The organism is Pseudomonas sp. HT11 (genome assembly GCF_044875395.1).
GTDB lineage: Bacteria > Pseudomonadota > Gammaproteobacteria > Pseudomonadales > Pseudomonadaceae > Aquipseudomonas.
Window position 1 is genome coordinate 468,844 of record NZ_CP173217.1, and the last position, 14,425, is coordinate 483,268.

At 61.5% G+C, this 14,425-nt stretch carries 8 protein-coding genes and 1 pseudogene; 8 read left to right on the forward strand and 1 reads right to left on the reverse strand.

Going from position 1 to position 14,425, the window contains the following annotated elements; genetic code table 11:
* Window positions 1-39: 39 nt before the first annotated feature.
* Window positions 40-2,505 carry a penicillin-binding protein 1A gene (locus tag ABWL43_RS02035; RefSeq protein WP_404488352.1) on the reverse strand — a complete coding sequence of 822 codons (2,466 nt, stop codon included), beginning with the start codon at window positions 2,503-2,505 and terminating at the stop codon, window positions 40-42.
* Between the two features lie 221 nt (window positions 2,506-2,726).
* Between ABWL43_RS02035 and pilM the strand changes: the two genes are divergently transcribed.
* The 8 genes and pseudogenes from pilM (at window position 2,727) to gltB (ending at window position 14,421) form a co-directional block, all read left to right on the forward strand.
* Window positions 2,727-3,380, forward strand: coding sequence for a type IV pilus assembly protein PilM (gene pilM / locus ABWL43_RS02040; RefSeq protein WP_404486489.1), 654 nt, complete (start codon window positions 2,727-2,729; stop codon window positions 3,378-3,380).
* Window positions 3,380-3,931 (forward strand): PilN domain-containing protein, encoded by a 552-nt coding sequence (locus tag ABWL43_RS02045; RefSeq protein WP_106577526.1) that lies wholly within the window; start codon window positions 3,380-3,382, stop codon window positions 3,929-3,931. Before pilM ends, ABWL43_RS02045 begins: the two co-directional genes overlap by 1 nt.
* Window positions 3,928-4,899 carry a pilus assembly protein PilP gene (locus ABWL43_RS02050; RefSeq protein ID WP_404486491.1) on the forward strand — a complete coding sequence of 324 codons (972 nt, stop codon included), beginning with the start codon at window positions 3,928-3,930 and terminating at the stop codon, window positions 4,897-4,899. The genes ABWL43_RS02045 and ABWL43_RS02050 overlap by 4 nt, the downstream gene beginning before the upstream one ends.
* Before the next feature lie 141 nt (window positions 4,900-5,040).
* A pseudogene (locus ABWL43_RS02055) lies at window positions 5,041-6,294 on the forward strand (type IV pilus secretin PilQ); the annotation flags it as partial.
* A gap of 4 nt (window positions 6,295-6,298) precedes the next feature.
* Entirely contained in the window at window positions 6,299-6,817 is a 519-nt protein-coding gene (aroK, locus tag ABWL43_RS02060; RefSeq protein WP_145159987.1) for a shikimate kinase AroK, read from the forward strand.
* A gap of 124 nt (window positions 6,818-6,941) precedes the next feature.
* Window positions 6,942-8,042 carry a 3-dehydroquinate synthase gene (gene aroB / locus ABWL43_RS02065; RefSeq protein ID WP_404486493.1) on the forward strand — a complete coding sequence of 367 codons (1,101 nt, stop codon included), beginning with the start codon at window positions 6,942-6,944 and terminating at the stop codon, window positions 8,040-8,042.
* A 10-nt stretch (window positions 8,043-8,052) separates the two neighbouring features.
* Entirely contained in the window at window positions 8,053-9,627 is a 1,575-nt protein-coding gene (locus tag ABWL43_RS02070; protein WP_404486495.1) for an SPOR domain-containing protein, read from the forward strand.
* A gap of 348 nt (window positions 9,628-9,975) precedes the next feature.
* Entirely contained in the window at window positions 9,976-14,421 is a 4,446-nt protein-coding gene (gene gltB, locus ABWL43_RS02075) for a glutamate synthase large subunit (RefSeq protein WP_404486497.1), read from the forward strand.
* Window positions 14,422-14,425: the final 4 nt, after the last annotated feature.

A 14,425-nucleotide genomic window follows, 5' to 3' on the forward strand; every position in this document is an offset into this window, starting at 1 on the left:
CCCTCCCACATGTTGCACCTCATCAGCTTGAGGTCGCGATCAGAACAAATCGATCGGCGCCCCTTCATCCGCCGGCAGCGGGCTGCCCGGCGCAACGCCATTGCCCAGTTCGTTGACCGACGGCGGCGTGTCTTCGCTCTTGAACAGCTCGAAGTACGCGTTCGGCGTGCTTGGCGAAGCCGCACGGCCACTCACCGGGTCAATCCGCAGGCTGAGAATGCCTTCCGGCTCAGGCTGGGTGTGCAGCGGCTTGTCCTTCAAGGCCGCGCCCATGTAGCTCATCCAGATCGGCAGCGCGACGGTGCCACCAAACTCGCGGCGACCCAGGCTTTCCGGCTGGTCGTAGCCGGTCCACACGGTGGTCACGTAGTCGGCGTTGTAGCCGGAGAACCAGGCGTCCTTGGAGTCGTTGGTGGTACCAGTCTTGCCGGCGATGTCCGCACGGCCCAGCGCCAGGGCGCGACGGCCGGTGCCTTTCTTGATCACGTCTTCCAGGATGCTGTTGAGGATATACGTAGTGCGGCCATCCACTACGCGTTCAGCGACAGCTGGTGTTTGTGGCTCGTTTGCGGCGGCGGTGTTCGGTGTGGCTGGCGCTGCGCCCGGTGTCGGCTCGATGGTGATGCCGCCGTTGCTCGGCGCCGCGATGCCATCAGGCGCCGCCACGCCGTTGACCACGTCACCCGGCACGCGCGGAGGGTTGGCGGTAAACAGGGTGTCGCCATTGCGGCTTTCGATCTTGTCGATCAGGTACGGTGAGATCTTGTAGCCGCCGTTGGCAAAGGTGCTCCAGCCCGTGGCGATTTCCATCGGCGTGAGAGTCGCGGTGCCGAGGGCCAGGGACAGGTTGGGCGGCAGGTCCGACTTGTTGAAGCCGAAACGCGTCATGTAGTCGATGGTTTTGCCCACGCCCATCGCCTGCAGCAGGCGGATCGACACCAGGTTACGCGACTTGTACAGCGCCTCGCGGATGCGGATCGGGCCGAGGAAGGTGTTGGTGTCGTTCTTCGGGCGCCAGACCTTGTCCAGGTACTCGTCGACAAACACGATCGGGGCGTCGTTGACCAGGCTGGCGGCGGTGTAGCCGTTATCCAGTGCGGCGCTGTAGACGAACGGCTTGAAGCTCGAGCCCGGCTGGCGCTTGGCCTGGATGGCACGGTTGTAGTTGCTCTGCTCGAAGGCAAAACCGCCGACCAGAGCACGGATCGCACCGTTCTGCGGGTCCAGGGACACCAGCGCGCCTTGGGCCACAGGGACCTGGCTGAATTTCAGGCTGTCGTCTTTCTGGCGTTGCACGCGGATCAAATCACCCACCTGTGCCACGTCCGACGGCTGCTTGGGCATCGGGCCCATGCTGTTGGTGTTCAGGAAGGGGCGTGCCCACTTCATGCTGTCCCACGCCACATGCGCTTCGCCGGAGCGGGTCAGCACCTGCACGCCATCTTTCTTCACTTGGGTGACGATGGCGGGCTCCAGGCCGCTGATCGGGCGCTGTTTGCCCAGTTCAGTGATCCAGGCGCTCAAAGTCTTGCCTGGCAGGCGGGATTCGGGACCGCGGTAGCCGTGGCGCTGGTCATAGGTGACAAGGCCATCGCGTACCGCGTTGTTGGCAATTTCCTGCAAGTTGCTGGGAACGGTCGTGGTCACGCGGAAGCCTTCGGTGTAGGCCTCGCTGCCGTAACGGCCGACCATCTCGGCGCGCGCCATTTCAGCGATGTACGGTGCGTTCACCTCCGGCGTCGGCACGTGGTAGCTGGCATTCAGCGGTTCGGCCACGGCGCTTTCATAGGCGGCCTGATCGATCTTGCCCAGCTTGTACATGCGGCCGAGGATCCAGTCGCGGCGCTCTTTGCTGCGCGCCGGGTTGGCCAGCGGGTTAAAGCGCGATGGGGCCTTGGGCAGGCCGGCAATCATTGCCATTTGCGCCAGGCTGGCGTCACGAATCGACTTGCCGTAGTAGACCTGCGACGCCGCCTCGATCCCGTAGGCGCGGTTGCCCAGGTAGATCTTGTTAACGTACAGCTCAAGGATCTCGTCCTTGGTCAGCTGGCGTTCGATCTGCAGGGCCAGCAGGATTTCAGTGGCCTTGCGCGAAAAACTGCGCTCGCTGGTGAGGAAGAAGTTCTTCGCCACCTGCATGGTGATGGTGCTGCCACCGGATTGAATGTGTCCGCTTTTTACCAGCTGGGTAGCCGCACGCACCAGACTGCTGGGGTCAACGCCGTAGTGATTGGCGAAATTATCGTCTTCTGCCGACAGCAGGGCATTGATGAAATTGGGTGGAATGTCGGCGAAACGGATCGGTGTGCGGCGCATCTCGCCGAACTCCGCGATCAGTTTTTCGTCGCTGCTGTAGACCCGCAAAGGAATCTGCAACTGGATACTTCTGAGTGCCTCTACGGAAGGCAAACCCGGACTAAGGTAGAGGTAGGCACCGCTGAGTACGAGCAGCAGCCCGCAGACAATCGCGACAATGGAGTACCCGAAAAACTTCAGCAGACGAATCAAGGCTTTTGGATTTCCAGAGAAAAGAATGAGTTAGGCGTCGGGGCATGCATGGCAAACGATGGATCGACCCGAGCAGCAGATAAATAGCGGGAAAAAACGCTGGGCATTAAAGCATTTTTCGGCTTGGGGCGTCATTCACGCCACTCAAACAAGTCGACCGAATGCACGATGGCCGGCGGCAATCAGGCGGTATGACAGGCAAAGTTTTGGGGAGTTTTATGAGAAAAGGATTTTTCAGGCGCAAAACCGACACCCTGCTGGGCGTCGACATCAATGACACGGGCATCAAGCTGATAGAACTGGACCATTCGGCCGCGGGTTACCGGGTGCAGGGCTACAGCACCCAGGTGTTGCCGCCGAATGCGATGGTCGACGGCACCTTGCTGGACCTTGAAGAGGCAGGGCGAGCCTTGCACCTGGCGTTATCCCGGCTGCGTACGTCTGCTCGGCAGGCGGCCGTCGCTGTAGCGGGCCCGTCGGTCATCACGCGGGTCATCGACATGGAGGCCGGGCTCAGTGATGAAGAGATGGTCTGGAAGATCCAGATGGAGGCCGATCAGTACATTCCTTACCCGCTGGATGATGTAGCCATCGATTTTCAGGTGCGCGGCCCCTCGGCCCAGGATCCGGCCCGGGTCGAGGTTTTACTGGCTGCCTGCCTGAGGGAGCAGGTCGAGGCGCGCACTGCGGTTTTGGCCCTGGCGGGGCTCGTGACACGGGTGGTGGATGTCGAAGGGTTTGCATTGGAGCGCGCTTGCAGTCAGGATTTCGCCAGCTTCACGCCGGGTCATCAAGTCGATGGCACACAATGGGCCGTGGATGCCCACGGGATGGGAATTGCTTGCGGGTTGGCCCTGAGGAGTTTCGCTTGATGACAAGAATCAACCTTTTGCCTTGGCGCCAAGCCCTGGCGGACCGGCGTCGCAAATACTTTCTGATGTTTTTGCTGGCGTTTGCCTGTGCGGCCTTCGCGGCGTTATGGCTGGCGGACCAGGTGATTGACCAGGCCATCGACCGGCAGGGCGCACGCAATAACCACCTGAGCAAAGAAGTGACTGTCGTCGATTCGCGCATCAAGACCATCGGCGACTTGCAGGAGCAAAGCCAGCAATTGGCCGCGCGCATGAAAGTCGTGCAGGACCTGCATGACGCTCGCTCTTCCAGCGCGCAGATGTTTGATCAACTGGCCCGCGCGGTGCCCGAGGGTGTCCATCTGCATGAAGTGGTGGCGAACGGCGACACCATCAGTGTCAGCGGCAGTGCCGAGTCCAGCCAGGACATTGCTCAGCTGATGCGCCGCCTGGAAGCCTCGCAGGGTACCCACGCCACTCGGCTTCAGCATGTGCGGGCAGAGGGCGAGCGGGGCGGTAACGAATTCCAATTGATGGTGCGCCAGGGGGAATCCACCGAGGCTCAGCCTTGAGCCTGCCCAGGCTCGACTTTTCCACGTTTTCTCACAACGCTTCGAAATGGCCCTTGCCGGGCAAGCTTCTGCTGGGCTGTGCGCTGGCAGGCTTGGTGCTGGCGGTGGGCGATAGCGTTTATTTGAGCCCGTCACGCGAGCGTTTGCACGAGTGGGAGGCGCAGGAAAAGGCCTTACAACAGGTACTCGAGCAGAAGGTCGATCTGGCCACCCGCCTTGAGGGCAGCGCCCACCCGGCTCAGGTGATGCAGGAAAAAACCGATGGGGCCTTAGGGCAGTTGTCTGGCGCACCGGACATGCCAGCCCTGCTGGATGAAATTGCGCGGCTGGTGGCTGCCAACGGCGTGGTGGTTGAAGGTGTCACGGTGCTGGACGAGCAAACTCGGCCGTTTTACATCGAGGAGCCGGTGCAGGTCGATGTGGTTGGGGCTTACCACGACCTGGCTACCTTCGTGAGTGCGTTGGGCGGCTTGTCTCGGATTGTTACCGTGCATGACATCACGCTTCGTTCTGAAGGGTCGTTGCTGCGCCTTGGCATGTTGGTGAAGACCTACCGGAGCACGTCGCTGCGCGGCGAACCTGACTCGGTTTTCGAGTCGGCGCCAGCATTTGTCTACGACGCATTTTCCTTGCGTGACCCGTTCCAGCCGGTCGCATTGCAGGTTAATCACCTGCCCGGACGCCCGGTGCTGGCGCCTGACCTTGCCCGGGTCCGCGGCGCTCTGGAAAAGGTCGCCATCGACCAGTTCGAGATGGTCGGTACGCTGTCCCGTGGGGAGCAGAGCTTTGCGCTGTTGCGTGTGGCCTCCACGGTGCACCGGCTGGCCGTTGGCGACTACCTGGGGCCGAACCACGGCAAGGTCACGGCCATTCATGACGGCTACATCGAACTGGCAGAGCTGTTCCCCGATAAACAGGGCGCGTGGCTGGAGCGCCCGCGAACCCTCGTGTTGAAACTCAACTCATAACGGAATCAAACAATGAAATGGACTTTCTCGTCCTTCGGTGTGGCGCTATGGATAGCGTTCACGGCACCGACGGCATTCGCTGTGCCCACTCGTGTGGACCTGATCCAGCTGCCGCCGCCTGGCAGCGCGGCACCAGGCACCTACCACGGCGCCAAGCTGAACCTCAATTTCCAGAACATCGATGTACGTGCGGTATTGCAGCAGATTGCCGATGTCGCCGGGCTCAACCTGGTTGCCAGCGATGAAGTGCAAGGCTCCATCACCTTGCGGCTCAAGGACGTGCCCTGGGACCAGGCGCTGGACCTGGTATTGCAAACCAAAGGGCTGGATAAGCGGGTGAAGGCCGGCGTTTTGCTGGTGGCACCTGCCGATGAGCTGGCTGCGCGTGAATTGCTCACGCTGGAATCGCGCAGGCAGATGGCTGAGCTGGCGCCTTTGCGCCGGGAGCTGTTGCAGGTCAACTACGCCAAGGCGGCGGACCTGGCCAAGCTGTTCCAGTCGGTGACAGGCCTTGAAGGCGCCGGCGATGAGCGCGGTTCCGTGGCAGTGGATGACCGCACCAATAACATCATTGCCTACCAGACTGGCGAGCGCCTCGAAGAGCTGCGCCGGATTGTGGCGCAGCTGGACGTCCCGGTGCGCCAAGTGATGATCGAGGCGCGGATCGTCGAGGCCAATGTTGATTACGACAAAAGCCTCGGCGTGCGCTGGGGAGGGCGACTCAACCGTGCCAATTGGGGCGCTGGAGGCATCAGCAAACCCTTGGCCGCCGGTGCCGAGCCACCGCAGAACCCTGTCAGTTCGCCATTTGTCGACATGGGGGCGCTCACCGGTACATCCGGCTTGGGCATCGCCTATATCACCAACAACCTGTTGCTGGACCTTGAACTGACGGCCATGGAGAAAACCGGCAACGGCGAAATCGTCTCACAGCCCAAGGTGGTCACTTCCGACAAGGAAACGGCACGGATCCTCAAGGGCACCGAGATTCCCTATCAGGAATCCAGCTCCAGTGGCGCCACCTCAGTGTCGTTCAAGGAGGCTTCGCTATCGCTGGAGGTGACCCCGCAAATCACCCCCGATGGCTGGGTGATCATGGAGGTCAAGGTCACCAAGGATGAGCCCGACTACCTGAACAAGCTCAACGACGTGCCGCCGATCAAGAAAAACGAAGTCAACGCCAAGGTGCTGGTCAAGGATGGCGAGACCATCGTCATCGGTGGCGTTTTCTCCAACACCCAAAGCAAAGTGGTAGATAAAGTGCCATTTTTAGGCGATGTGCCGTATCTTGGCCGCCTTTTCCGGCGCGATGTGATGGCGGAAAGAAAATCCGAGCTGCTGGTATTCCTGACTCCGCGTATTATGAATAACCAGGCGATTGCTGTGAGTCGTTGATTCTGTGCGAAATTTGATTCTTGTAGGACCGATGGGGGCTGGAAAAAGCACCATCGGCCGTTTGCTGGCCAAAGAGCTGCGCCTGCCATTCAAAGATTCCGACAAGGAAATTGAATTGCGCACGGGTGCCAATATCCCATGGATCTTCGATAAGGAAGGCGAACTGGGCTTTCGCGACCGCGAGCAGGCGATGATTGCCGAGCTGTGCGGTTGCGACGGCTTGGTATTGGCCACCGGCGGCGGCGCTGTCATGCGCGATGAAAACCGCCGGGCGCTGCATGCCGGTGGGCGCGTGGTCTACCTGCATGCGTCAGTCGAGCAGCAAGTGGGTCGCACCGCCCGCGACCGGAATCGCCCATTGTTGCGCACCGCTGACCCGGCAAAAACCCTGCGGGATTTGCTGGCGCTGCGCGATCCGCTGTATCGGGAAATTGCCGATCTGGTGGTGGAAACCGATGAGCGGCCGCCGCGAATGGTCGTTCTCGACATTCTCGAGCGTTTACAGCAGCTGCCACCCCGTTAAAGCCAGACCCGAAATGCGCTATTCTCGGCGGCGCGCTAACAGCCTTCGAGGTGTGGCGTAGAGCCATCAGGCAGCGTCAGATCCGAGCGTTGCCGATCGTATATCCATCTTCACGCGGGGACACATGCAGACACTTAAGGTCGATCTAGGCGAGCGCAGCTACCCAATCCATATTGGCGAGGGTTTGTTGGACCTGCCCGAGTTGCTCGCCCCGCATATTGCCGGTCGGCAAGTGGCGATCATCTCCAATGAAACGGTCGCGCCGCTGTATCTTGAGCGCCTGAGCCGCAGCCTTGCGGCGTACTCGGTGATTTCGGTGATCCTGCCTGACGGCGAGGCCCACAAGAACTGGGAAACCCTGCAACTGATCTTTGATGGCCTGCTGACTGCGCGTCATGACCGCCGGACCACGGTAGTCGCCCTGGGCGGCGGTGTGATCGGCGACATGGCCGGATTTGCGGCGGCCTGTTACCAGCGCGGCGTGGACTTTATCCAGGTGCCGACCACCTTGTTGTCCCAGGTCGATTCGTCGGTAGGCGGCAAAACCGGCATCAACCACCCGCTGGGCAAGAACATGGTGGGTGCGTTCTATCAGCCCCAGGCCGTGCTGATCGACACCGCGACGCTGAACACGTTGCCACCGCGCGAGCTGTCGGCGGGCCTGGCGGAAGTCATCAAGTACGGGCTGATCTGCGACGAGCCGTTCCTGACCTGGCTTGAAGAGCATATGGACGCCCTGCGCGCTCTGGATCAAGTGGCACTTACCGAAGCGATTTCCCGCTCCTGCGCCGCCAAGGCGCTGGTGGTGAATGCCGACGAGCGGGAGTCCGGCGTACGCGCCACCTTGAACCTGGGTCACACCTTCGGCCATGCGATCGAAACGCACATGGGCTATGGTGTGTGGTTGCATGGGGAAGCCGTAGCGGCTGGCACAGTGATGGCGTTGGAGATGTCGCAACGCCTGGGCTGGATCAGTGCCCAGAAGCGGGATCGGGGTATTGGCCTGTTCCAGCGCGCCGGTTTGCCGGTTGTTCCTCCTGAGGAGATGACCGAGGCGGATTTCCTCGAACATATGGCAATAGACAAGAAAGTGATCGACGGTCGCCTACGACTGGTGCTGCTGCGCCACATGGGCGAAGCGGTAGTGACCGACGATTATCCGAAAGAGATTTTACAGGCCACGCTGGGAGCGGATTACCGCGCCCTGGCCCAGCTTAAAGGTTAATAAGATCCCGATGACTAGTTTGCATGCCGACGAGGCGTTCCTCGGCCATTACCAGTTAAGCCACGACCCTTTTGCTCCGCGGGTACCTGGCTTCAAATTTTTCCCTGCCCAGCGCAAGCCGGTGCTTGGCCAGTTGCACCATCTGGCGCGCTACAGCCAGCTGTTGCTGGTGGTCACCGGGCCGTTGGGCAGCGGCAAGACCCTGCTGCGCCAGGCACTGGTCGCCAGCACCAACAAGCAATCGGTACAGAGCGTGGTGGTGTCGGCCCGCGGTGCCGGTGACGCGGCGGGCGTATTGCGCCAAGTGGCCCAGGCGCTGAACGTGTCCAATGCCGAGCCGAACGCGATCCTCAAGCAAGTGGTGCAGTTGGGCCTGACCGGCCAGGAAGTCTACCTGCTGGTGGACGACGCCGAGCAGCTCGACGAATCCGCCCTGGAAGCGCTGTTGGCGCTGGCTGCGGGCACGCCTGAAGGCCGCCCGCACGTGTTCCTGTTTGGCGAGTCGTCGTTGATCGCCGATCTGGAGCAGATCAGCGGTGATCAGGAGCTGTTTCACGTCATCGAATTGCAGCCGTACGAAGAGGAAGAAACCCGCGAATACCTGGCTCAGCGCCTTGAGGGCGCCGGGGCCGGTATCGAACTTTTCTCCGCTGCGCAGATCTCTGATATTCACGAAAGCTCCGACGGCTGGCCTGGCACCATCAACCAGGTTGCCCGGGATGCCTTGATCGAAGCCATGATTGCAAGCCGCTCTGCGGTTAAGCGTCCAAAGATGGGGTTTACTATGCCTAAGAAGCACGTATTGGCTATTTCCGCCGTTGTCGTGGTCGCTGTCGCCGCCGCCTGGTTGATCCCTGGCCGTAGCAAGGCGCCCGCCACCGCCGGCGCGCCAACCGAACAGGCGCAGTTGCCACTGGGCAAGCCCACACCAAACGTCGAATTCGCCAACTCCGGCCAACCGACCAACCTGCCGATGGTTGGCCAGCCGGTAATGCGTGGCCCGCTCGCCGAAGAAGCCGGTGGCATTTCCGAAGGCGACGACGGTGTGCCGGTGGAGGGCTCCAGCGCCACGCCGCCGACCGTGACCACTACCGCGCCGCCTGCGGGCGTGCCAGCCGGTCAGCCGGCAGCGCCGGTTGCCAAGCCGACCCCTGCACCGACTGTCGCCACCGCCAAGCCAGCGCCAGCGCCGGTGACCAAGCCTGTTGCACCGGCGCCAGCCGCCAAGCCAGCGCCGGCACCGGCTGCCAAGCCTGCCGAGAAACCTGCGGCGACTGTCGCCAAAGCAGGCGGCGCCGGCAGCAGCTGGTACACCAGCCAGCCAACCGGCAACTTCGTGGTGCAGATCCTCGGCACCAGCTCCGAAGCCAACGCTCAGGCGTTCGTGAAAGAGCAGGGCGGTGAGTACCGTTATTTCAAGAAAGTGCTCAACGGCAAGCCTCTCTACGTGATCACCTACGGCAACTTCTCCAGCCGTGCAGCAGCTGAATCCGCTATCAAGGCCTTGCCAGCGAAGGTTCAGGCTGGTAAACCTTGGCCTCGCACTGTCGCCAGCGTCCAACAGGAACTGGCAACAACTCGCTGAAGATTCGGCGGCCTTACCCAGGCCGCCTCTCCCGGCACCTCAAAAAACTACAAAAGCGTGCAGCCCTGAAGGCCGCGCGCTTTGTGGTGTCTGCGCCCGTTGCTTTTGAGTCGTCGCGGTCAAAATTAAAAAAGTTTTGACTAGCACAGCATATCGTTTTAAACCTTTCATAAATGCGACATAGATTTGCGACATTTCGTCGTTAAATTTGTGAGCGTTCGTGTCGGTGTGTACAATGACCTCCCTTTTGCCCCCGCTAAGCCGGCGTACGTTCGGCGTGGAAGGTAACCGGTTGAATTGAAAAGAAATTTGCCTCGTTATAAGAGGCAGCCTGGTGAGAAAGTGTCTATGAAAGCAGGTCTGTACCAACCCGATGAATTCAAGGATAACTGCGGTTTCGGCCTGATAGCCCACATGCAGGGCGAGCCCAGTCATACCCTTTTGCAAACGGCCATCGAGGCCCTGACCTGCATGACCCACCGCGGTGGGATCAACGCCGACGGCAAGACCGGTGACGGTTGCGGCTTGCTGATTCAAAAGCCCGACCAGTTCCTGCGCGCTGTCGCAAAAGAGCAATTTGCGGTCGACCTGCCCAAGCAGTACGCCGTGGGCATGGTGTTTTTCAACCAGGACCCGGTTAAAGCCGAAGCCGCTCGCGAAAACATGAACCGCGAAATCCTGGCTGCCGGCCTGCAGCTCGTCGGCTGGCGCAAAGTGCCAATCGACACCAGCGTGCTCGGCCGTCTGGCCCTGGAGCGCCTGCCGCAGATCGAACAAGTGTTCATCGCAGGCGAAGGCCTGAGCGACCAGGACATGGCGATCAAGCTGTTCACCTCGCGTCGTCGTTCGTCGGTGGCCAACGCTGCCGACACCGACCACTACATCTGCAGCTTTTCGCACAAGACCATCATTTATAAAGGCCTGATGATGCCGGCGGACTTGACCGCCTTCTATCCAGACCTGAGCGATGAGCGCCTGCAAACCGCGATCTGCGTGTTCCACCAGCGCTTCTCCACCAACACCCTGCCGAAATGGCCGCTGGCTCAGCCATTCCGCTTCCTCGCCCACAACGGCGAGATCAACACCATCACCGGCAACCGCAACTGGGCCGTGGCCCGTCGCACCAAGTTCGCCAACGATTTGATGGACCTCGAAGAGCTCGGCCCGCTGGTCAACCGCGTGGGTTCGGACTCCTCGAGCATGGACAACATGCTCGAACTGATGGTCACCGGCGGCATCGACCTGTTCCGTGGCGTGCGCATGATCATTCCGCCAGCGTGGCAGAACGTCGAAACCATGGACCCGGACCTGCGTGCATTCTACGAGTACAACTCGATGCACATGGAGCCGTGGGACGGCCCGGCGGGCGTGGTCATGACCGACGGCCGCTACGCGGTGTGCCTGCTCGACCGTAACGGTCTGCGCCCGGCGCGTTGGGTCACCACCACCAACGGTTTCATCACCCTGGCGTCGGAAATCGGCGTGTGGGACTACAAGCCTGAAGACGTGATCGCCAAAGGCCGCGTCGGCCCTGGCCAGATCCTGGCCGTGGACACCGAAACCGGGCAGATCCTCGACACCGATGCCATCGACAACCGCTTGAAGTCGCGTCACCCCTACAAGCAATGGCTGCGCAAGAACGCCCTGCGCATCCAGGCGACCATGGAAGACAACGACCACGGTTCGGCTTTCTATGACGTCGACCAGCTCAAGCAATACATGAAGATGTATCAGGTCACGTTCGAAGAGCGCGACCAGGTGCTGCGTCCGCTCGGCGAGCAAGGCTACGAGGCCGTCGGCTCCATGGGCGATGACACGCCGATGGCCGTGCTGTCCCAGCGCGTGCGCACGCCGTACGACTACTTCCGCCAGCAGTTCGCCCAGGTGACCAACCCGCCGATCGACCCGCTGCGTGAAGCCATCGTGATGTCGCTGGAAGTGTGCCTCGGTGCCGAGCGCAACATCTTCCAGGAATCGCCTGAGCACGCCTCGCGTGTGATCCTCAGCTCGCCGGTGGTGTCTCCGGCCAAGTGGCGCTCGTTGATGACCCTGGAACGCCCAGGCTTCGACCGCCAGATCATCGACCTGAACTACGACGAGAGCCTCGGCCTTGAAGCCGCGGTGCGTAACGTCGCCGACCAGGCCGAAGAAGCCGTGCGCGCCGGCCGTACCCAGATCGTGCTGACCGACCGCCACATCGCGCCGGGCAAGCTGCCGATCCACGCCTCGTTGGCGACCGGTGCGGTGCACCACCGTCTGACCGAAAAAGGCCTGCGTTGCGACTCCAACATCCTGGTTGAAACCGCCACCGCCCGTGACCCGCACCACTTCGCGGTGTTGATCGGCTTCGGCGCCTCGGCGGTGTACCCGTTCCTGGCGTACGAAGTGCTCGGTGACCTGATCCGCACTGGTGAAGTGCTGGGCGACCTCTATGAGGTGTTCAAGAACTACCGCAAAGGCATCACCAAGGGCCTGCTGAAGATCCTGTCGAAGATGGGCATCTCCACCGTCACGTCCTACCGCGGCGCGCAGCTGTTCGAAGCCATCGGCCTGTCCGAAGAAGTCTGCGAGCTGAGCTTCCGTGGCGTGCCGAGCCGCATCAAGGGTGCGCGTTTCGTCGACATCGAAGCCGAGCAGAAAGCCCTGGCAGCCGAAGCCTGGAGCGCGCGCAAGCCGATCCAGCAAGGCGGCCTGCTCAAGTTCGTGCACGGTGGCGAATACCACGCCTACAACCCGGACGTGGTCAGCACCCTGCAAGCCGCCGTGCAGCAGGGCGACTACGCCAAGTTCAAGGAATACACCGCGCTGGTGGATAACCGTCCGGTGTCGATGATCCGCGATTTGTTCAAGGTGAAAACCCTGGACACGCCGCTGGCCATCAACGAGATCGAGCCGCTGGAATCGATCCTCAAGCGTTTCGACTCTGCCGGTATTTCCCTGGGCGCCTTGTCGCCTGAGGCTCACGAAGCCCTGGCCGAAGCCATGAACCGCCTGGGTGCGCGTTCCAACTCCGGCGAAGGCGGTGAAGACCCGGCGCGCTACGGCACCATCAAGAGCTCGAAAATCAAGCAGGTCGCGACCGGCCGTTTCGGTGTCACCCCGGAATACCTGGTCAACGCCGAAGTGCTGCAGATCAAGGTCGCCCAGGGCGCCAAGCCGGGTGAAGGCGGGCAACTGCCCGGCGGCAAGGTCAACGGCCTGATTGCCAAGCTGCGTTATGCGGTGCCGGGCGTGACCCTGATTTCGCCGCCGCCGCACCACGACATCTACTCGATTGAAGACTTGTCGCAGCTGATTTTCGACCTGAAACAAGTCAACCCGCAGGCGTTGGTCTCGGTGAAACTGGTCGCGGAAGCCGGCGTGGGCACCATTGCCGCTGGCGTGGCCAAAGCCTATGCCGACCTGATCACCATCTCCGGCTACGACGGCGGCACCGGCGCATCGCCGCTGACCTCCATCAAGTACGCCGGTGCGCCGTGGGAACTGGGCCTGGCGGAAACTCACCAGACCCTGCGCGGCAACGACCTGCGCGGCAAAGTGCGCGTGCAGACCGACGGCGGCCTGAAAACCGGCCTCGACGTGATCAAGGCCGCGATCCTCGGCGCCGAAAGCTTCGGCTTCGGTACCGCGCCAATGATCGCCCTGGGCTGCAAATACCTGCGCATCTGCCACCTGAACAACTGCGCCACCGGCGTGGCGACTCAGAACGAGAAGCTGCGCAAGGATCACTACATCGGCACCGTCGACATGGTGGTGAATTTCTTCACCTACGTCGCCGAAGAAACCCGTGAGTGGCTGGCCAAGCTGGGCGTGCGCTCCCTCGAAGAACTGATCGGGCGTACCGACCTGCTCGACATCCTCGAAGGCCAGACCGCCAAGCAACAACACCTGGACCTGACGCCGCTGCTGGGCAGCGATCACATCCCGGCAGACAAGCCGCAATTCTGCCAGGTGGACCGCAACCCGCCGTTCGACAAAGGCCTGCTGGCCGAGAAGATGGTCGACATGGCCAGCGCCTCGATTAACGACGCCAGCGGTGGCGAATTCGCCCTGGACATCTGCAACTGCGACCGTTCCATCGGCGCACGCATCTCCGGCGAAATCGCGCGCAAGCACGGCAACCAGGGCATGGCCAAGGCGCCGATCACCTTCCGTTTCAAGGGCACTGCGGGCCAGAGCTTCGGCGTGTGGAACGCCGGCGGCCTGCACATGTACCTGGAAGGTGACGCCAACGACTACGTGGGCAAGGGCATGACCGGCGGCAAGCTGGTGATCGTTCCGCCAGTCGGCAGCGTCTACAAGACTCAAGACAGTGCCATCATCGGCAACACCTGCCTGTACGGCGCAACCGGCGGCAAGCTGTTTGCAGCCGGTACGGCCGGTGAGCGTTTCGCGGTGCGTAACTCCGGTGCCCACACCGTGGTGGAAGGCACGGGCGATCACTGCTGCGAGTACATGACCGGTGGTTTTGTCGCGGTGCTGGGCAAGACCGGTTACAACTTCGGCTCGGGCATGACTGGCGGTTTCGCCTACGTGCTCGACCAGGACAACACCTTCGTCGACAAGGTCAACCACGAGTTGGTCGAGATCCAGCGGATCAGCGGCGAAGCGATGGAATCCTATCGCAACCACTTGCAGCATGTGCTGGACGAATATGTCGAGGAAACCAACAGCGAATGGGGTCGTAACCTCGCTGAAAACCTCGATGACTACCTGCGTCGTTTCTGGCTGGTCAAGCCCAAGGCTGCCAACCTGAAATCGTTGCTTTCCAGCATCCGTGCCAACCCGCAGTGATATG

What these genes read in the sequence shown, in the direction of transcription:
- pilM (WP_404486489.1), top strand. Translation starts at nt 2,727, where the DNA reads ATGAGAAAAGGATTTTTCAGGCGCAAAACCGACACCCTGCTGGGCGTC.
- ABWL43_RS02045 (WP_106577526.1), top strand. Translation starts at nt 3,380, where the DNA reads ATGACAAGAATCAACCTTTTGCCTTGGCGCCAAGCCCTGGCGGACCGG.
- aroB (WP_404486493.1), top strand. Translation starts at nt 6,942, where the DNA reads ATGCAGACACTTAAGGTCGATCTAGGCGAGCGCAGCTACCCAATCCAT.
- ABWL43_RS02070 (WP_404486495.1), top strand. Translation starts at nt 8,053, where the DNA reads ATGACTAGTTTGCATGCCGACGAGGCGTTCCTCGGCCATTACCAGTTA.
- gltB (WP_404486497.1), top strand. Translation starts at nt 9,976, where the DNA reads ATGAAAGCAGGTCTGTACCAACCCGATGAATTCAAGGATAACTGCGGT.